Annotated in this window: 17 protein-coding genes; 10 read left to right on the top strand and 7 right to left on the bottom strand. The window is 66.5% G+C overall.

Features of this window, described 5'->3' with window-relative positions:
* The 6 genes from NH448_RS21495 to NH448_RS21470 form a co-directional block, all read left to right on the top strand.
* A partial coding sequence (locus NH448_RS21495) for an NAD-binding protein (RefSeq protein WP_253029413.1) occupies nucleotides 1–359 on the top strand: 359 nt, incomplete at its 5' end.
* An 85-nt stretch (nucleotides 360–444) separates the two neighbouring features.
* The gene (locus tag NH448_RS21490) at nucleotides 445–1290 is read left to right on the top strand and encodes a MoxR family ATPase (protein WP_108132724.1); all 846 of its coding nucleotides are present in this window, start codon (nucleotides 445–447) and stop codon (nucleotides 1288–1290) included.
* Nucleotides 1290–2468 carry a VWA domain-containing protein gene (locus NH448_RS21485; RefSeq protein ID WP_045994263.1) on the top strand — a complete coding sequence of 393 codons (1179 nt, stop codon included), beginning with the start codon at nucleotides 1290–1292 and terminating at the stop codon, nucleotides 2466–2468. The genes NH448_RS21490 and NH448_RS21485 overlap by 1 nt, the downstream gene beginning before the upstream one ends.
* Nucleotides 2469–2625: 157 nt before the next feature.
* A complete protein-coding gene (locus NH448_RS21480) occupies nucleotides 2626–3258 on the top strand; it encodes a hypothetical protein (RefSeq protein ID WP_108447719.1) in 633 nt (210 codons plus the stop codon).
* On the top strand, nucleotides 3255–4061 hold the full coding sequence (locus NH448_RS21475) for a DUF3307 domain-containing protein (protein WP_108447718.1): 807 nt from the start codon (nucleotides 3255–3257) through the stop codon (nucleotides 4059–4061). Before NH448_RS21480 ends, NH448_RS21475 begins: the two co-directional genes overlap by 4 nt.
* 20 nt (nucleotides 4062–4081) lie before the next feature.
* Nucleotides 4082–5128, top strand: coding sequence for an N-acetylmuramoyl-L-alanine amidase (locus tag NH448_RS21470; protein ID WP_108447717.1), 1047 nt, complete (start codon nucleotides 4082–4084; stop codon nucleotides 5126–5128).
* 19 nt (nucleotides 5129–5147) lie between these two features.
* Here NH448_RS21470 and NH448_RS21465 read toward each other — a convergent pair whose 3' ends face one another.
* Nucleotides 5148–5741, bottom strand: a complete 594-nt coding sequence (locus NH448_RS21465) for a helix-turn-helix domain-containing protein (protein WP_045994260.1) — start codon at nucleotides 5739–5741, stop codon at nucleotides 5148–5150.
* A 257-nt stretch (nucleotides 5742–5998) separates the two neighbouring features.
* Between NH448_RS21465 and NH448_RS21460 the strand changes: the two genes are divergently transcribed.
* Nucleotides 5999–7210, top strand: coding sequence for a benzoate/H(+) symporter BenE family transporter (locus NH448_RS21460; protein WP_083970565.1), 1212 nt, complete (start codon nucleotides 5999–6001; stop codon nucleotides 7208–7210).
* 134 nt (nucleotides 7211–7344) lie between these two features.
* On the opposite strand, the gene NH448_RS21455 is transcribed toward NH448_RS21460, so the two are convergent.
* A complete protein-coding gene (locus NH448_RS21455; RefSeq protein WP_253029412.1) occupies nucleotides 7345–7830 on the bottom strand; it encodes a hypothetical protein in 486 nt (161 codons plus the stop codon).
* 305 nt (nucleotides 7831–8135) lie between these two features.
* On the opposite strand from NH448_RS21455, the gene NH448_RS21450 reads away from it, so the two are divergent.
* On the top strand, nucleotides 8136–9857 hold the full coding sequence (locus tag NH448_RS21450; RefSeq protein WP_045994237.1) for a proline--tRNA ligase: 1722 nt from the start codon (nucleotides 8136–8138) through the stop codon (nucleotides 9855–9857).
* A 167-nt stretch (nucleotides 9858–10024) separates the two neighbouring features.
* Here NH448_RS21450 and ccoM read toward each other — a convergent pair whose 3' ends face one another.
* The 3 genes from ccoM to rfaH all read right to left on the bottom strand — a co-directional run bounded on the left by ccoM (nucleotide 10025) and on the right by rfaH (nucleotide 11405).
* Nucleotides 10025–10138 (bottom strand): cytochrome c oxidase subunit CcoM, encoded by a 114-nt coding sequence (ccoM, locus tag NH448_RS23585; protein WP_286985057.1) that lies wholly within the window; start codon nucleotides 10136–10138, stop codon nucleotides 10025–10027.
* 195 nt (nucleotides 10139–10333) lie between these two features.
* Entirely contained in the window at nucleotides 10334–10840 is a 507-nt protein-coding gene (locus tag NH448_RS21445) for a peptidylprolyl isomerase (protein WP_253029411.1), read from the bottom strand.
* A 22-nt stretch (nucleotides 10841–10862) separates the two neighbouring features.
* A complete protein-coding gene (gene rfaH / locus NH448_RS21440; RefSeq protein ID WP_045994239.1) occupies nucleotides 10863–11405 on the bottom strand; it encodes a transcription/translation regulatory transformer protein RfaH in 543 nt (180 codons plus the stop codon).
* A 215-nt stretch (nucleotides 11406–11620) separates the two neighbouring features.
* Here rfaH and NH448_RS21435 point away from each other — a divergent pair, with 215 nt between their 5' ends.
* The gene (locus tag NH448_RS21435) at nucleotides 11621–12997 is read left to right on the top strand and encodes an MFS transporter (RefSeq protein ID WP_253029410.1); all 1377 of its coding nucleotides are present in this window, start codon (nucleotides 11621–11623) and stop codon (nucleotides 12995–12997) included.
* A 215-nt stretch (nucleotides 12998–13212) separates the two neighbouring features.
* Here the strand turns inward: NH448_RS21435 and NH448_RS21430 are convergent, their stop codons facing one another.
* Nucleotides 13213–15054, bottom strand: coding sequence for an SEC-C domain-containing protein (locus NH448_RS21430; protein ID WP_108447713.1), 1842 nt, complete (start codon nucleotides 15052–15054; stop codon nucleotides 13213–13215).
* Between the two features lie 68 nt (nucleotides 15055–15122).
* On the bottom strand, nucleotides 15123–16367 hold the full coding sequence (locus tag NH448_RS21425; RefSeq protein WP_253029409.1) for an AarF/ABC1/UbiB kinase family protein: 1245 nt from the start codon (nucleotides 16365–16367) through the stop codon (nucleotides 15123–15125).
* A gap of 206 nt (nucleotides 16368–16573) precedes the next feature.
* Here NH448_RS21425 and NH448_RS21420 point away from each other — a divergent pair.
* Nucleotides 16574–18361: DNA topoisomerase III (locus NH448_RS21420; RefSeq protein WP_253029408.1), on the top strand; the 1788-nt coding region annotated here is incomplete at its 3' end.

Raw genomic sequence — 18361 nt, 5'->3', positions numbered from 1 at the left:
AGCTACTGGTCGGCTGCACCACCGCAGCCATCGCCGAGATGGTGGCGCTGGCCGAGGCCAGCGGGGTCGACGCCAGTCGGCTGCCAGACGCCCTGGCCGGTGGCTTCGCCGACTCGACGCCCTTTCGCATGCTGACCCCGCGCATGGCCAGTCGCGACTTCGAGGCGCCGAGCTGGCACCTACGCACCCTGCTCAAGGACGTCGACATGGCCACCGCCCAGGGCCATCGTCAGTCCAGCGCCACGCCCATGGCGGCCCTGGCCGCCCAGCTGATGCGCAGCCGGCTCGCCCGCGGCGAGGGTGAAAAGGACCCGGCAACGCTGATTCGCCTGTATCGAGACGACGACGCCCAGCACTGACGCCGAGGATTGTTCCGCCCACGGGGCTACCGTACACTCGTTTGAAATCACTTCGTTGCCACTTCGTTATTCAGGATCCTCGCCCATGGCGTTTGACTCGACTTCCACCTACGTCGCCACGGATGCCCTCAAGCAGGCCGTCAATGCCGCGGTAACGCTGAAGCGCCCGCTGTTGATCAAGGGTGAGCCGGGCACCGGCAAGACCTTGCTGGCCGAGGAGCTCGCCGCCTCGCTCGGCACCCGGCTGGTCACCTGGCACATCAAGTCCACCACCAAGGCCGCCCAGGGGCTCTACGAGTACGACGCGGTCAGCCGCCTGCGCGACTCCCAGCTTGGCGTGGAAGGCGTCGACAACGTCGCCAACTACCTGCGTCCGGGCAAGCTGTGGGAAGCCTTCACCGCCGACGAACGGGTGGTGCTGTTGATCGACGAGATCGACAAGGCCGACATCGAGTTCCCCAACGACCTGCTGCAGGAACTCGATCGCATGGAGTTCTTCGTCTACGAGACCGGAGAGACCATTCGCGCCCGTCACCGGCCCATCGTGGTGATCACCTCCAACAACGAGAAGGAGCTGCCCGACGCCTTCCTGCGCCGCTGCTTCTTCCACTACATCGAGTTTCCCGACCGCGCCACCATGGAGCGCATCGTCGCTGTGCACTTCCCGGATATCGCGCCGCGACTGGTCAGCCAGGCGCTGGAGGTGTTCTTCGAGCTGCGCGAGGCGCCGGGGCTCAAGAAGCGCCCGTCGACCTCGGAACTGGTCGACTGGCTGAAGCTTTTGATGGCCGACGAGGTCGCCCGCGAGGCCCTGAGCCAGCGTGATCCGGCCAAGAGCCTGCCGCCGCTGGCCGGCGCCCTGGTCAAGAACGAGCAGGACACCGCTCTGCTGGAGCGCCTCGCCTTCATGGTGCGGCGTCAGGGTCGCTGATGTTTCTCGATCTATTCGACACCCTGCGCCGCCACCAGGTGCCGGTCTCGCTGCGCGAGCTGCTGGATCTGCACGCCGCCGTCGAGGCCGGCGTAGTATTCGCCGATATCGACGACTTCTACCGGCTGGCGCGTACCGTGATGGTCAAGGACGAGCGCCATTTCGACCGTTTCGATCGCGCCTTTGCCGCCTGGATGGGGTCGGTGGAAGGCCTCGATGCGGCCATCGATGCGTTGATCCCGGACGACTGGCTACGCCGTGAATTCGAGCGTCAGCTCAGCGACGAGGAGAAGGCGCAGATCCAGTCGCTGGGTGGGCTCGAGAAGCTGATCGAGACCTTCAAGCAACGCCTGGCCGAGCAGAAGGAGCGCCACGCCGGCGGCAGCAAGTGGATCGGCACCGGCGGCACCAGCCCCTTCGGCGCCTACGGCTACAATCCCGAGGGCGTACGCATCGGCCAGGATGGCTCGCGCCATCGGCGTGCGGTCAAGGTCTGGGACGAGCGGCGCTTTCGCGACTACGACGACGACCAGGCGCTGGGGCCGCGCAACATCAAGATGGCGCTGCGTCGCCTGCGTCGCTTCGCCCGCCAGGGGGCGCTCGAGGAATTCGACATCGACGCCACCATCCGCGATACCGCACGGGACGCCGGCCTGCTCAACCTGCGCATGCGCCCGCCGCGTCACAACGCGGTCAAGGTGCTGCTGTTCCTCGACGTAGGCGGGTCCATGGACGACCACATCCGCGTCTGCGAGGAGCTGTTCTCGGCGGCGCGCTCCGAGTTCAAGCACCTGGAGCACTTCTACTTCCACAACTGCCTCTACGAGGGCGTCTGGCGCAACAACGCCCGACGCCACAAGGAGCGCTTCTCGACCTGGGAATTGATGCGCACCTACGGTGCCGACTATCAGGTGGTGGTGGTCGGCGATGCGTCGATGTCGCCCTACGAGATCACCCACCCCGGCGGCAGCGTGGAGCACTTCAACGAGGAACCGGGCGGGGTCTGGCTCAGGCGCCTGGCCGAGCGCTACCCGCGGCTGGTCTGGCTCAACCCCAACCCGCCACGCTATTGGGAGTACACTCCTTCGACCCGGCTGATTCGCGAGCTGATCCACGAGCGCATGTATCCCATGACGCTGGAGGGACTGGATGAAGCGATGCGCGAACTGGCGCGCTGACCATGGTGTTGCTGGGGGACCGGACAGTTGGCACCACCTAGCCGTCGCCCGCAATAACCACATCAGGCAATTTCGTGAGAAAATAGCCGAAAAGAGCTATAAATAGGCGTAATAGGTCTCTAGCGCTATCCGCGCTCACCACGGAGCCATCCGCGTCATGTCCGATCCCATCATCGCTGTACTCACCGGCGACCTGATTGCCTCTCGTCAACGTGATCGCGAGGCCCTCTACCGCTGCCTCGATGACACCCTCGGGGCCCTGGCCAGACGCCACAACGGCGACTTCCACCGCTTTCGTGGCGATGGCTTCCAACTGGCCATCCGCCAGGGCGACCGGGGCCTTGAGGCGGCGGTGGCATTGCGCGCCAGCCTGATCGGCCAGAGTCCAGCCCACGAACGCTGGGACGCTCGTGTCGCCGTCGCCCGGGGCCCGGCGGACTGGGCCCCAGGCGCCCCCCTGGCCGACGCCGATGATCCCCCCTTCATGGCCTCAGGGCAGGCCCTGGACGGTCTGTCCGCCAATGGCGCTCACCTTGGCTTCGCCCCGTCCGGGACCACCGCCGAGTCGCTGCTGATACGCTATCTCGACGAGATGATCGACGCCTGGTCCAGCCCCTCCGCTCAGGTGGTGGCCCTCAGCCTGGCCGAGCCCGAGCTGACCCAGGCCGAGATGGCCGGCCGACTGGGCATCCGCCAGCCCAGTGTCCACAAGCGCCTGAAAACCGCCCGTTGGGCACTGCTGAGCGATACTCTGGCCTGTCTGGCGTCGGCGGCGCAGGAGCGCACATGAACACTCTGGTCCTGGATCTCGCACCAGCGTCATCGTCGTCGCTGTCGCTTCTACTGGCCCTGCTGCTGGCGCACCTGCTTGGCGACTTCGTGCTGCAACCGGACCGCTGGGTAGCGGATAGACAGGCCCGCGGCATACGCAGTCCCAGTCTGGCACTGCATGCTCTGGTGCATGCTGCCCTTGCCTGGCTTGTGCTGTGCGCCTTGCGGTCTGTCGCCGGTATCGACGACGGCATCGACGCCACCTTGGCGGCCATGATGCTGGGGCTCGCCCACTGGACGATCGATGCCGCCAAGGCCGAGGCAACGCGACGCTGGCCCACCCGGCAACTTGGCCTGTTCATGCTCGACCAGGGCCTGCACGGCGCGACCATCGTGGTGGTGTGGCTGTGGCTCGTCGGTAGCCTGTCGCCACTGACAGCGATGCTTGCACACCTGAGTACACCGTCCTCGCTGCTCCTGCTGCTCGCCTATCTGCTGGTCACCCGGCCCATGGCGGTCGCCATCGCCCTGGCCATGGCCCCCCTGGCTCGACAACTCAAGGCACCCGGTACGCTGGATCGGGCCGGCGCCCGCATCGGCATCCTCGAGCGCCTGCTGGTACTGACCCTGACCCTGCTCGACCAACTCACCGCCGTCGGCTTTCTGCTGGCGGCCAAGTCCGTGCTGCGTTTTGGTGACCTGAAGGAGAGCCGAGACCGCAAGTTGACCGAGTATGTGCTGCTGGGAACCCTGGCCAGCGTCACCAGCACCCTGGTGCTTGGCCTGCTGGTGCGACTGTGGCTTGGAGGCCAAAGCGGATGACAGAACGGATGCCAAAGTGCATGACCAGGTGGCTGACCGGGTGGCTGACCAGGAGGACAACGAAGTGGACAGGGAAAGACGCCACGGCCTTCGTGACTCCGCCGGGTCATCTCCGCGATCGACGCAGGCCAGCGCTGCTTGTAGGCACCCTGCTTGTTTCACTGATCGGGCTTGCCGGCTGCGACCTTGCCGGCGGCCTGGCCACCGAGGCGCTGATCCAGCGGGGCCCCGCCCTGGAGCCGCGCGACGGCTATGTGGTGGACCACCGCCACCCGGCTCGGGGCCACAATAGTCGCGTGCACTTCCTGATCCTGCACTACACCGACGAGAACCAGGCCGACTCACTGCGCGCCCTGACCGGACCCCGGGTATCGAGCCACTACCTGGTGCCGCTGCCCACACGACGCCTGCAGAATACCCCGGTGGTGTTCCAGCTCGTGCCCGAGAGCCGCCGTGCCTGGCACGCCGGCGCCAGCCGCTGGGGCAATCGCGTGGGGCTCAACGACACCTCCATCGGCATCGAGATCGTCAACCAGGGGCCCGATCGCCCCTGGGTCGGCAGCGAGCTAGATGCCCCCGAGGGCCCGGTGCGCTGGGCAAGCTACCCCGGTGACCAGCTCAACGCCTTGATTCCGCTGGCCCGGGATATCATCGAGCGTCACCGGATCGCCCCGGAGCACGTGCTGGCGCACTCCGACGTGGCACCGCTGCGCAAGCTCGACCCGGGGCCGGCCTTTCCCTGGCGCAAGCTTCACGAGGCCGGCATCGGCGCCTGGCCCGAGGCCCCGCGCGTCGCCCACTACCGCAGCCGCTTCGAGCGGGAACCACCGGCGTTGATCGAATGGCAGCGGGCGCTGGCCGCCTGGGGCTACGGGATCGAAGCCAGTGGCGTGTGGGATGACGCCAGTCGCGCCACCCTGCGGGCCTTCCAATTGCACTTTCGCCCGGCGAACTTCGATGGCCAGCCAGACGCCGACAGCGCGGCAAGGCTATGGGCCCTGCTCGAGCGCTATCGACCCGAGGCGCTGGAGCAATTGGAACAAGGAGCGCAACGGAAAGCACTCTGACGACGTGACGGGACGAGCTTCAACCGGAACCGTCGCTGGCGGCACCGGGTAGATAGTGGATCACATCGTGAAAGCGCAGCGTCCCCGGCCCCTCATTGCGCATCAGGTGGGGACGATCGGCGAAGAAGCGTAGCCCCTCCCCCGCCTTCAACAGATGCCAGTCGTCGTCGATGGCCAGCACCAGCTCGCCCTCCACCACCACCAGATGCTCCACCACCCCCGGCGCATGGGGACTGGAAGCGCTCTCGGCGCCTTCAGCCAGCTCGATCTCGAACATCTCGAAACCCAGCATGGGATCGTAGGGAAACAGCAGCTTGGCTCGCATGCCGGCGCTGTCCCTGCCCCATACCGAATCGTCGATGCTCACGCGCCGTTCTTCCAGGGGGCCGTCCATGGCCCGTGTCGGGCTCCCGAACAGCGACGAGAAGCTGACCCGAAAGCCGCTGGCGATGCGCCATAGCGTGGCGACGGTGGGACTCGACTCACCACGCTCGATCTGGCCGAGCATGGCCTTGCTGACGCCGGTTTCGCGAGCGGCACGCTCGAGACTCCAGCCCTGAGCCTGGCGCAGTCCCTTCAGGGTGGTGGCGATATGGTCGGCAATATCCTGCATGGCGGCCTCCAGAAAGGTCGGCCCAGTATACGCAAGGTTTACGCACCTGGCCCGCCGTCGCTTGCGGTCAGCACACCACACCTTACGCGCCACGACTCCTGCCTCTTGTTCCTCGTCTCTTCTCTCTTCTCTCTTCTCTCTTCTCTCACTTCAGCATGCTTGTGCGTTATAACGTCCACTGCTAGCCTTGGACGTTATAACGCACAAGCACCAATGTACCCGCTCCGCGGTTTCCCTGGCTTTTTCTGGACCGTCTCATGAAAGCTTCGCCAAGTTCACTGGCCGCCAAGGCTGGCCAGACGCATCGCCCGAAGATGCTCGACGACCTTCATCCCTCCACGCTGGCCGCCGGGTTCGCCGCGGTCTTGATCGGCTACGCCAGTTCCGCCGCGATCATCTTCCAGGCGGCCCAGGCCGCCGCTATCGATCAGGCCCAGATCGGCTCCTGGATGTGGGCCCTGGGCATCGGCATGGGTGTGACATCGCTGGGGCTGTCCTGGCGCTATCGCATGCCGCTGCTGACCGCCTGGTCGACGCCCGGGGCGGCGTTGCTGGTGACCCAGTTGCCCGGCGTGCCCTTCGACCAGGCCGTCGGTGCCTTCCTGCTGTCATCGCTGCTGATGCTCGCCGTCGCCGCCAGCGGCCTGGTCGAGCGCATCATGGCGGTGGTGCCGGCGTCGATCGCCTCGGCCATGCTGGCCGGCATCCTGTTGCCCTTCGTGCTGGAAGTCTTCACCACCGTGCAGACAGACCCCTGGCTGCCGCTGGCTCTGCTGGGTGTATGGATGCTGTGCCGCCGCCTGGCGCCACGCCTGGCCATCGTCACGGTCCTGGCCGCGGGGGTGGCGCTGTGCCTGGGCCGCGGCGACTTGAGTCTGGCGGGTGTTGCCGTGAGTCTGACCCGTCCTGCCTGGGTGACCCCGGCCTTCGATCCTGTGGTGTGCCTGGGTATCGGCATACCGCTGTTCGCGGTCACCCTGACCACCCAGAACCTGCCGGGGTTCGCCATGGTCAGAAGCGCGGGCTTTACGCCGCCGGTGGCGGCAAGCCTGGGGGCCACCGGCCTGGCGTCGCTGCTGATGGCACCCTTCGGTGGCCACGGCGTCAACATGGCGGCGATCAGCGCGGCCCCCTGCCTTGGCGAAGAGGCCCACCGCGAGCCTGGGCGACGCTACACCGCCGGCATTGCGGCGGGAATGGGCTATCTGCTGCTGGGCGCCCTGGGGGCGACGGTGGCGTCGTTGTTCGACGCCCTGCCCAGCGCCATGATCGCGGTGGTGGCGGGACTTGCGCTGATGGCCACCCTGGGCGGTGCGCTACGTACCGCCTTCAGCGACGGCGACAACCTGGACGCGGTGCTGGTCACCTTCGCCATCACCGCATCGCCATTGACCCTGGCGGGCATCGGCTCGGCCTTCTGGGGCCTGGTGGCGGGGCTGATCGTGCTGAGACTGCAGCGCAGGCGCTGAGTCGGGGGCGGTAGAGATTGCGGGAAGGATGCTGCGGGGGCGGCCGCTCAGGCGGCGATGGAAGAACCACAAGACAAGGGAAGAACCACAGGAGCAACCGCCGGGTGCTGTGGGCGCACCCGGCGTGATCGATCTCAGCCGTCCAGCGACACGCTGTCGGGCGAGGCACTGGCTGGCAAGGCACGGGCTGGCAAACCACGGCCAGCGTGGGTCGCCTCGTCACTGGCCATGCGCACCATGGCCAGGGCCTCATCCAGGCTCTCGACCTGCTCGACACGCACCAGCTCGTCGCTCAGCTTGACCTCGGTACCGACACGTTCGCTGACCAGCCGCTCGAGGCTCGCCAGATCACGCCCCTCGCCCATGGGCAGAGAATCGACGCTGGCGGAGCCCGTGCCCGGCAGGTAGATGGTGCCATTGGAGAAGTCCACCGCGTAGGCGATCACCCCGGGCACGATAAAGAACAGCAGGCCGACGCCGTTGGCCACCGCCACCACCGGGTCGATGCGACCACTGATCTGCCCCTTGCGTTCGGGATGAAAGACGGTACCGCAGCCGACGAGCGAGGTCAGGGTGGTGGCAAGCACCAGGCCGGTAAGCAGACGGGGCGGACGCAGCATGAACAACTTCCTCTTGCAGTAATCTGGCATAAATGACGGAAAGCGGTGCCGACAACGACTCGACCGCTGCCCAGCATGATAAAACTCATGCGCATCCTACCACGTTCGCCACCCTTCGCTCCTTGTCGCCACCAACGGTGGCGGTTGCTTTTGCCGGCATGACGCCTTCCCCGTACAATGCACGTCACTTTCATGGCCGGATGCGAGTCGCCGAGGATGCCCCTCGACGGCCATCGACGGGACAGCCTGCTGTCCTGCTCGCCTCCAGCGCTTACCAGACTCGATGTGAAGGAACCTGCGGACCCATGCGCGCCACCGAACTTCTGATCAGTACCCTGAAGGAAACTCCTGCCGACGCCGAGGTCATCAGCCACCAGCTGATGCTGCGCGCGGGCATGATTCGCCGCCTCACCTCCGGCCTGTACACCTGGCTGCCGCTGGGCCTTCGCACCCTGCGCAAGGTGGAGCGTATCGTGCGCGAAGAGATGGACCGTGCCGGCGCCCAGGAGCTGCTGATGCCGGCGGTGCAGCCGGCCGAGCTGTGGCAGGAGTCGGGCCGCTGGGAGCAGTACGGTCCGGAACTGCTGCGCCTGAAGGATCGACACCAGCGTGACTACTGCGTCGGCCCGACCCACGAAGAGGTGATCACCGACCTGGTACGCAAGGAGATCGCCAGCTACAAGCAGCTGCCGGCCAACTTCTACCAGATCCAGACCAAGTTCCGTGACGAGATCCGTCCGCGCTTCGGGGTCATGCGCTCGCGTGAGTTCATCATGAAGGACGCCTACTCCTTCCACCTGGACGAGGCCTCGCTCAAGGACACCTACCAGAAGATGTACGACGCCTACGTGCGCATCTTCACTCGCCTGGGTCTCGACTTCCGTCCGGTGATCGCCGACAACGGCTCCATCGGCGGTACCGGCTCCCACGAATTCCACGTACTGGCCGACTCCGGCGAGGACGATATCGTCTTCTCCACCGAGTCCGACTACGCCGCCAACATGGAAAAGGCCGAGGCCCTGCCTGCGCCCCTGGACAGCGATGCCCGCCGCGCCGAGCCCGCCGAGGAGCTGAGGCTGGTCGACACCCCCAATGCCAAGACCATCGCCACCCTGGTCGAGCAGCACGGCCTGCCCATCGAGAAGACCATCAAGACCCTGATGGTGCACGGCCACGAGGGCGGCCTGGTGGCGCTGCTGGTGCGCGGTGATCATGAACTCAACGAGGTCAAGGCCGAGCACCTCGAGGAGGTGGCGACGCCGCTGACCATGGCCAGCGAAGAAGAGATCCGCGCCGCCGTGGGCGCCGGCCCCGGCTCGCTGGGCCCGGTGGGGCTCGAGATGCCGATCGTCATCGATCGCAGCGTGGCGCTGATGAGCGACTTCGGCGCCGGTGCCAACGTCGACGGCAAGCACTACTTCGGCATCAACTGGGAGCGCGACGTGGCCCTGCCCAAGGTCGCCGACCTGCGTAACGTGGTCGAGGGTGACCCGTCACCCGACGGCAAGGGCGTGCTGTCGATCAAGCGCGGCATCGAGGTAGGCCACGTGTTCCAGCTCGGTCGCAAGTACAGCGAGGCGATGAATGCCACCGTGCTGGGCGACGAAGGCAAGGCGGTTCACCCCTGGATGGGCTGCTACGGCATCGGCATCACCCGCGTGGTGGCCTCTGCCATCGAGCAGAACCACGACCAGGGCGGGATCATCTGGCCCGACGCCATCGCCCCCTTCCATATCGCCATCGTGCCGATGAACGCCCACAAGTCCCAGCGCGTGCGCGAGACCAGCGAGCGCCTGCACGACGAACTCAGCGCCGCCGGCTTCGACGTGCTGCTGGATGATCGTGATCTGCGTCCCGGCGTGCGCTTCGCCGATCAGGAACTGATGGGCCTGCCCCATCGACTGGTGGTGGGCGATCGCAGCCTCGACAAGGGTGAGCTCGAGTACAAGGGTCGCCGTGACAGCGAGGCCACCATGGTGCCCGCCGACGAGATCGTCGAGTTCCTCAAGCAGCGCATCGCCCTTTAAGGCCCCGCGTGGCGCGCCGCGGCTTGTCGCGGCGCGCCTGGCAGGCGGGTCCAGAGGAATTCAGGCGAGTTCAGGTGATCTCAGAAGCAATAAACCAAAAAAAACCGACCCCGAAGGGTCGGTTGAAAAAGGGGGATGACTCCCCCTCCCCTGACGCTGGTTGACGGCTATCGCTTGCGACGGTGAGCGTCGCGGATGATAAAAGCGATCCAGCCGGCCATGAAGGCCACAGAGAGAGCGACGGCACCCAGCCCGAAAATGACGGCGTTGTCGACGTACATGGCGCTGTCCTCCTGTCTCTGTGTCGATGAATTCATGGTACCCGGTCGGCCCTTGAATTGTGCTGACCTGCGTCAAGGGTGACCGCGAGACATCGGCCCGCCATGACGACGAAAAAGCCGCCTTCAAAAGGCGGCTTTTTCGTCGTCTGTGGCACCCTTTCAGCGAAAGCGCCTCCAGCTACCGCTGCCGGGACCCTAAAGGACCTTGCGGTCCTCCACCTCGGAGGCCTCGGTGCCGGGCGGCAGCGGGTGCCCCTTGGCCAGTTCGGCGCGGGTGGCCTGGCGAATTTCGAGCACCTCAAGGCGATACGACAGGGTCTCCCCGGCCAGGGGATGGTTGGTGTCCACCACCACGCTGTCCCCCTTGACCTCTACCACGCTGACGATCTGTGGGCCGGCATCGCCGGGGGTCTGGAAGCACATGCCGGGGCGCAGATCGGTACCGGGAAAGGCCTGGCGTCCCACCTCGCGCACCAGCGACTCGTCGCGCAGTCCATAGGCCTCGGCCGGGGACAGGGTGACGCTGAGGCGGCTGCCGACCTCGGCGTCGACCAGGGCGCGCTCGAGGCCTTCCATCAGGTTGCCGTGGCCGTGCAGATACTCCAGCGGCTCATCGCGCTTCCAGGAATCGTCCAGGACGTCGCCCTGCTGGTTGCTCAGGACATAGTGCAGACGCACCACACACTGGGGAGAAACTCTCATCTCGGGCTCCTTGGGGTCGACATCAGTCCTGGCGCTTGAGCGCGGCGACGGGCATTTCCAGGCGCTGCTGGCGATGCAGCATGTTGAGCAGCACGATCGCCCGCTCTTCGCCCTTGTGGCTCTCGAATACCGCCTTGAGGTCCTTGAAGGGGCCGTCGGTGATCTCCACCGACTCTCCGGCCCGGAAGTAAAGCTGGCCAGGATCGTCGTCCTTGGCTTCGCCGTGCTGGCGCAGCAGGTCGATCAGCTCATCGCTGACCGGCACCGGCATCGACAGCCCGAAGGTCACGATCTTCAACACTCCGCGGGTCGAGCGAATCGGGCGCCAGTTGCTCTCGACCTGGTCGAGCCGCAGAAACAGATAGTAGGGGAACAGCGGCTCCTCGACCCAGGTCAGCTTGTTGCGGCGCTTCTTCTGCACCTCCAGCACTGGATGAAAGAGCTCGTATCCCTGGTTGGCCAGATGCTCGGCGGCCCGGAACGACTCTCCGCCCTTGCACTGGACCACGTACCAGCGCGGGGTGGCATCGCCCCCCAGGCCCGCCTCGATATTGCTGTGACTCATGTGACTCCTTCCAGACTCAACCACCACCAGCCACCAAGCCGGCAGTATCGCCTGTCATTGACGCGGTTCCCGGTGCGTTGCCGACGACCCTTGATGATCACCGCTGGTATCGCCCCTGCGGCTTTGCAACAATTCGTCGAGCCGCACCGAGATGTTGCGCGCATTTTACCATTCGGAAGGCGGCCTGTGGCCGACCAACTGCAAGGAGGCTATCCATGCCCACCTCGTCCGGCCAGCATCCCTGGGTCGACGCCCTGCGCGTCTACCTGCGACTACCCGTGCTGGCCATGCTGTTTCTGGGCTTTTCTGCGGGCCTTCCCTTTCTGCTGGTGTTCTCCACCCTGACCACCTGGCTGCGTACCAGCGGGGTCGAGGTTGCCGCCATCGGTTTCTTCTCGTGGATTGGACTGCTGTACTCGATAAAGTTCTTCTGGGCACCGGTGGTGGACGCCTTCCGCCTGCCGCTGCTGACCAGCCTGCTGGGCCAGCGGCGCAGCTGGATGCTTGCCGGCCAGGCGCTGATCATGGGCGGCCTGCTGGGCCTTTCGTCGCTGGACCCGGCCTCCCAGCTCGGCGCGGTGGCGCTGTTTGCGCTGATGGTGGCCTTCGGCTCGGCTACCCAGGACATCGCCATCGACGCCTTTCGTATCGAGTCGGCCGAGGACGAGGTCCAGGCGGCGATGGCGTCCACCTACATCATCGGCTATCGCGGCGGCCTGATCATGGCCGGTGCAGGGGCGCTGTATCTGGCGTCGGCCTTCTCCTGGCAGGTGTCCTACCAGTGCATGGCGGCACTGACGGCGGTGGGCATGATCACCGTACTGCTGCGTCCCGAGCCGCCGCGCCAACCGCTGGCCAGTCGCCTGGCCAAGGAGCCCCGGGTGCGTGCCTTCCTGCGCGCCAGCCGCGGCCGGCCCGCATGGGTCCGGCGCACCGGCGCCTGGTTGATCGGCTCCGTGGTCTGCCCCTTTCTCGACTTCTTCGGGCGCTTCGGTCTGGGCGCACTGGGACTTTTGCTGTTTATCGGCATCTATCGCATCAGCGACCTGGCGATGGCCTCGATGGCCTATCCGCTGTACGTCGACCTGGGCTTCAGCCTCGACACCATCGCCACCGTGACCAAGGTGTTCGGCGTCATCATGAGTCTCCTCGGCGGGCTAGTCGGCGGGGTGCTGGTGGTGCGCTACGGCATCGGACGCATCCTGGTGCTCGGCGCTACGGCCACCGTGCTGACCAACCTGATGTTCGCCTGGCTGGCGCTCAGTGGCGCCCAGCACTCGCTGCTGGTGCTCACTATCGTCGGCGACAACCTCAGCAATGGCCTGGCAAGCGCGGTGTTCATCGCCTTCCTGTCGAGCCTGACCTCGCGGGCCTACACCGCCACCCAGTACGCCCTGTTCTCGTCGTTGATGACGCTGCCCGGAAAGTTCCTGTCAGGCTTTGGCGGGCTGGTGGTGGAGGGAATGGGCTACCCGAGCTTCTTCGTGCTGGCCTCAGCGCTGGGCGTGCCGGCCATCCTGATGGCGCTGTGGGTCTGGCGACACCATGTGCGCGAGCCAGGGAAACACCCCGTCAGCCTCGACAAGCCATGACGCCATCGATGCAGTGTGCATCACAAAAAGAGGGCCGACGTTGTCGGCCCTCTTTTTCCATAGTGCTTCAGCGTTCGGTCTCGTACCTGGGGGTCTGAGTAGACCTTCGGCGCTACGCGCCCCAACGCTCAGCCGGAGCCGTCATCCAGCGCAGGCAGCGATCCCCCCCCATTGCTGAAGCCGCCTTGTAGTACGCCCTTGAACAGGGCTTGCGATCAACCGCGCCGTCCGCTGCGCTCTTCCAGCCAGGCCAGCGCGCCCGGTGTGCTACGCCACTGATCGCGCATCAGGGTACGGTACTGCCAGGCCTCGGCGCGGGTGCCGGGCTCGGCCAGCTGGCCATTGCCGGGGATGGCGCCACGTTTGGGGTTGTCGCTGCAGAGAAGCGCCACCGCGTGGGCGTTGTGGCGCTGGGCGCTTTCCAATGCCAGGGCCGCGTCGTCGAGCTGGCCCAGTCGGTACAGCGCCAGCACCTGCCCCATGTACATGCCCAGCAGCGGCGTCTCGTCATCGGCAGGGCCGACCTCCAGGGCCTGGCGGCTGATCTCCAGCGCCTCGTCGTCGCGGCCTTCACGCAGCAACTGGTCGAGCACCAGCTCGCGCAGCCCCAGACTGTCCTGCTCGTCCAGCGACAGCAGCAACTCGGCCAGTTCCCGCGAGTGCTGGCGGGAGCCACGTTCCATGCCCACCACCAGTGCTAGCCCCGCCCGCAGCAGCTGAGCGTTGTCTTCCTGGTCCCACTGGAAGGCGCCGTCGCCACTCTGACGAATCTGCAGAAGCCAGCGCTCGAGACGCTCGGCCAGGGGCTCGAACAGACTCGGCGCCATCCACGGCAGACTGCCAAAACGGCTGGTCAGCGCCAGCGACACCGACTGCAGCACCGCCGGTGAATCAAGCTGTTCGGGGTTGGCACACAGCGCCGGCAACCAGGCTGCGGCATTGAACCATGGATCTCCGAGAAAGCCCATCGGCGCATCCGGGTCCACGTCGACCTGGAAACCCTCCTGGAAGGCGGCGAACAGCGTGTCCTCCCGCGCCGTGGAGCGATACAGCAACTGCCCGTCTTCCTCCACCACCTTGATCGGCGGGGGCGGTGGCAACTCCGCCAGCAGGGTCTGCAGGCCCACCAGGGGCTCGCCGAGATCCTCTTCGGCGCACAGCAGCTGATCGGCCAGGGTGGCGCCGGGGTTGTCGGCCAGGTCCGCCAGGAACTGCAGCTGGTCGGGGTCGAGATCACCCTGGCGGGTCAGCCGCCGTAGCCAGAAGCGCGAGCGCTCCATGGCTTCCTCGTCGTGACCTTCGTGGAGCAGCAGCATGGCCTCGATATAGGCCAGGGTCGGCGAATCGGGAAGGGCCTGCTGGGCACGCACGAAGGCGGAGCGAGCACTGTCGAGATCGTCGTTGTCCAGGTGCATCAGACACAGCCGCTCCAGCGCCACGCCACGCAGGAACATCGGCCCCCGCTCCAGCACCTCGTCCAGCAGCGCCTCGCGCTTGCGGTGGAAACCGCGCTCCTGGAAAAGGTCCAGCAGGATCTCGAAGGCGGGCTCGGCCTGTTCCGGCAGGCGCTCCCAGTCGGCATTGTCGAACAGTGACTCGAGGATCTGCTGGGCACGTCCCCGCTGGCCCGATTCGGCGGCGATCAGCCCTGCCTCCAATAGCGCCTGGGCAGGGGCGCGACCACTGGCCAGGGCAGCCTTCAGCGTCTCCCCTTTCCACTCCCTCAGCGACAGCATCCACATCAGATGAGGCGGCAGGTGACCGGGCAGGCTGACGGCGCCGCAGCACTGCTTCATCTTGCGTCCAGAGTCGCACCAGCAAGGTTCGTTGCGGCCAGGGCGTGCCAGGGTTTCACAGGCGAAGTCGAGACGTGCCAGGGGCGTCTGGGACCACAGTTCGGGAGCCAGCGCCTGGGCCAGGGCCTTGTCACCGCCCACGCAGGCAGGCCCCTCCTCGCGCGCCCAGCTCATCAAGCTCGGATAGCGTTCATCCTGCCGAATGGCTGCCAGGGCGCCCGCGGCAAAACCCAGCAGTTGATCCACCCATAACGCCAGCATCGCTATCTCCCCGAAATTGAAAACGGCACAGTCTAACAGTGCATGCACCGGCTGGGCAGACCCGCGCCTCAGACGGCGTAGGCATCCAGCAACTGTGCACTCCGTGAATGCATGTCCAGGCGCCCCTCGAGCCGCACCAGGTTCCAGTAATGACCATTGAGCGTACGCGCCAGCAACAGCATGCCGGCAGGGGGCTGCAGGCGGTCCAGCGCGCCCCATACCCGGGGGCTCAGCTCGCGCAGACGCCGATGCACCCGTACATCGCCGAAGTCCTGCTCACCGGGCGCGAACAGCGGCGACACCGCTTCCGCGGATTCGCGATACAGCGCCAGCGGCGCGCCCTCTCCCTGTCGACCGCCGAGCCCGCGCACGGCCTCATCCATGGCCATGGGGTCACCGTCCAGGGTTGCCCCAAGCAGCGCCACCAGACCGGCCAGCCGCTCCCGGGGGACCGCGATCACGGCGCCCAGGTCATACACCACCAGCCGGCCCTGTTCATCGACGGCAAAATTGCCGGCGTGGGGATCGGCGTGCAGTTCATGGTGGGTGAACAGCTCCTCGGTGATCCAGTCCGCCAGGGTGCGCGACACCCGCTGCCGCAGGGCATCGTCGGCACCTTCGAGGTCACGCAGGGGCGTCCCCGGCAGATACTCCATCGCCAGCACCCTTGGACCACTGAGCTCCTTCACGGGCTTCGGCATCACCAGGTCGGGGTGATCGGCATAGCGCCGCCGGTAGCGCTCCAGTGCGTCCGCTTCGGCGCGATAGTCGAGCTCGCGCCGCAGTCCATCGGCGAGTTCGTCGAACAGAGCATCGAGGCGTGCCTGGGACACCTTGAGCCAGCGACCCAGTCGCAGCAGCCTTCTGACCTGCACCAGGTCCTGTTCCAGCACCCGATCAAGCCCCGGGTACTGCACCTTGAGCACCAGGGTACGACCGTCCCGGGTCCAGGCTCGATGCACCTGTCCCATGGAGGCGCTGGCAAAGGGCTCGGGCTCGATCTCGTCGAACAGGGCATCGAGGTCGCCGAGCTCTGCCTCAAGCGCCACCTTGATCTCGGCCCAGGGCGCCGGTGCAGCATCCTTCTGCAGCCGGGCAAGCTCTTCGGCCAGGGCCGGGGGCAGCAGGTCATCCCACTGGGACATGACCTGAGCGATCTTCATCGCCGGCCCCTTGAGCTCGGAAAGGCCTTCAAACAGCGACTCGCCGAGCGCCTGCCAATCGGCCTTGCCGCCGATTCTCGAGCGCAGCAGGGTCGATCCGGTACGAGCGGACAACCCGAGCATCCGGCGTGTCCGGCCTGACTGACGCATGCTGCCTCCTGCCCGTACGGGCGCCATGCAAGATGCTGGCAACGCTGGCCTCACCGGGAGGATAGCGCGTCACAAGACGGTCACCTTACCCGCATCTGCACACAAAAATGATATAGGACTTGTACACTTTTCACTCCATGGTACACCTGGCATCTCATCACACATACTGGAAGAATATCCAGACGATTCACCCGCACCGGTGCGCTATGCGATTGATCATTGCGGAAAAACCGAGCCTGGCTCGCTCCATCGCCGAGGCGCTGCCCGGGGCAGCACAGAAAAAAGACGGCTACCTGTCCGTCGGCGACACCGAGGTCACCTGGTGCCTCGGCCACCTGCTGGAACAAGCCCCACCGGATGCCTACGACCCGGCCTTCAAGCCCTGGCGACGCGACCACCTGCCCATCGTGCCCGGTCAGTGGAAGCTGGTGCCCAGGCCCAAGGCCCGCGGTCAGCTGTCGGTGATTCGTGCGCGCCTGAAACAGGCACGCCAACTGGTGCACGCCGGCGACCCCGACCGCGAGGGCCAGCTGCTGGTCCAGGAGGTGATCGAGCACCTGGGCTGGAAGGGGCCCGTCCAGCGTCTGCTGATCAACGATCTCAACCGGCCTGCGGTGGCTCGAGCACTCGGGCGGATCGAGGACAATGCCAGGTATTACCCGCTCTACCGCGCCGCCCAGACCCGCGCCCGCGCCGACTGGCTGTACGGCATCAACCTGACCCGCGCCTGGACCCTGATCGGCCGCCAGGCGGGCCACGATGGCGTGCTGTCGGTGGGGCGCGTGCAGACGCCGGTGCTCGGCCTGGTGGTGCGCCGCGATGAGGAGATCCGTCATTTCACGCCCTACCCCTTCTATGTGCTGTGGGCTCACCTGCGCGTCGGCGCCGGCACCTTGAAGGCCTGGTGGGTCCCCGGCGAGCCCCATCGCCTGGACGAGCGCGGTCGGCTGCTCGACGCCGCTCCTGCTCAGACGCTGGCAGAGCGCCTGCCGGGTGCTGAAGGCCAGGTGAGCAGCGTGGACTCCCGTCGTCGTCGCCAGCCGCCGCCCTTGCCTTACTCTCTGTCGGCGCTGCAGGTCGATGCGGCACGCCGCCACGGGCTCTCGGCCAAGGCGGTGCTGGACATCTGCCAGCGCCTTTACGAGCGCCATCAGTTGATCACCTATCCGCGCTCGGACTGTCGCTACCTGCCGCGTGAACACCTGGCGAGCCTGCCGGGCCAACTGGCCAGCGCCTGTCGCGATGACACCACCCTGTCCGGTTGGCTGGCCAACGCCGACATGGGGCTTCGCTCACGCGCCTTCGACGACGCCAAGGTCGGTGCCCACCACGCCCTGGCCCCCACCGGCAAGCCCTTCGTTGCCGAGCGCCTGTCGCGTCAGGAAGCCGACGTCTACCGTCTGATCGCGCGCAACGTGCTGGCCCAGTTCTATCCGGCGCTGGAAACCCAGGAGGTGAAGGCCGAGTTCCGCCTGCTGGACGAGCGCTTCCAGGCCTCCGGCCAGACGCTGCTGGTGCCCGGCTGGAAGCCCCTGTTCACCACCCGTGACGAGCCACCGCCGTTGCCGGCGCTGGTCGAGGGCGAGGCCTGTCAGGCACTGGAGGCCCAGGTCGAACAGCGCGAGACGCGCCCACCGGAGCCGTTTACCGATGCCAGCCTGATCAAGGCCATGATGAATATCGCCCGCTACGTGGAGGACCCCGAGGTACGCCGCACCCTCAGGGAAACCGACGGCCTGGGTACCGAGGCCACCCGTGCCGGCATCATCGAGACGCTGCTGGAGCGCGGCTATCTGGTGCGCAAGGCCAAGGCGCTGCGCGCCACACGCCTGGGGGTGGGTCTGATCCACTCGCTGCCCGAAGCGGTCAGCCGCCCGGAGCGCACCGCCCTGTGGGAACAGCGGCTGGAAGGCATCGCCGAAGCCCAGGCCGAACCGGAACCCTTCGTCGCCCAGCTGGTCGAGGACCTTCGCACGCTGGTGGGCAGCGCCGAC

The organism is Halomonas sp. OfavH-34-E, from assembly GCF_024124525.1.
GTDB classification, from domain to species: Bacteria; Pseudomonadota; Gammaproteobacteria; order Pseudomonadales; family Halomonadaceae; genus Halomonas; species Halomonas litopenaei.
Note: the sequence above shows the minus strand (reverse complement) of the source record. Positions and strands in the feature narration are given on the sequence as shown.

Bases quoted from the DNA above. Each gene is read 5' to 3' on its own strand.
- NH448_RS21480 (WP_108447719.1), top strand. From the start codon at position 2,626: ATGTCCGATCCCATCATCGCTGTACTCACCGGCGACCTGATTGCCTCT.
- NH448_RS21465 (WP_045994260.1), bottom strand. From the start codon at position 5,741: ATGCAGGATATTGCCGACCATATCGCCACCACCCTGAAGGGACTGCGC.
- NH448_RS21475 (WP_108447718.1), top strand. From the start codon at position 3,255: ATGAACACTCTGGTCCTGGATCTCGCACCAGCGTCATCGTCGTCGCTG.
- NH448_RS21430 (WP_108447713.1), bottom strand. From the start codon at position 15,054: ATGCTGGCGTTATGGGTGGATCAACTGCTGGGTTTTGCCGCGGGCGCC.
- NH448_RS21485 (WP_045994263.1), top strand. From the start codon at position 1,290: ATGTTTCTCGATCTATTCGACACCCTGCGCCGCCACCAGGTGCCGGTC.
- NH448_RS21445 (WP_253029411.1), bottom strand. From the start codon at position 10,840: ATGAGAGTTTCTCCCCAGTGTGTGGTGCGTCTGCACTATGTCCTGAGC.
- NH448_RS21470 (WP_108447717.1), top strand. From the start codon at position 4,082: ATGACCAGGTGGCTGACCGGGTGGCTGACCAGGAGGACAACGAAGTGG.
- NH448_RS21425 (WP_253029409.1), bottom strand. From the start codon at position 16,367: ATGCGTCAGTCAGGCCGGACACGCCGGATGCTCGGGTTGTCCGCTCGT.
- NH448_RS21460 (WP_083970565.1), top strand. From the start codon at position 5,999: ATGAAAGCTTCGCCAAGTTCACTGGCCGCCAAGGCTGGCCAGACGCAT.
- NH448_RS21435 (WP_253029410.1), top strand. From the start codon at position 11,621: ATGCCCACCTCGTCCGGCCAGCATCCCTGGGTCGACGCCCTGCGCGTC.
- NH448_RS21455 (WP_253029412.1), bottom strand. From the start codon at position 7,830: ATGCTGCGTCCGCCCCGTCTGCTTACCGGCCTGGTGCTTGCCACCACC.
- ccoM (WP_286985057.1), bottom strand. From the start codon at position 10,138: ATGTACGTCGACAACGCCGTCATTTTCGGGCTGGGTGCCGTCGCTCTC.
- NH448_RS21490 (WP_108132724.1), top strand. From the start codon at position 445: ATGGCGTTTGACTCGACTTCCACCTACGTCGCCACGGATGCCCTCAAG.
- rfaH (WP_045994239.1), bottom strand. From the start codon at position 11,405: ATGAGTCACAGCAATATCGAGGCGGGCCTGGGGGGCGATGCCACCCCG.
- NH448_RS21450 (WP_045994237.1), top strand. From the start codon at position 8,136: ATGCGCGCCACCGAACTTCTGATCAGTACCCTGAAGGAAACTCCTGCC.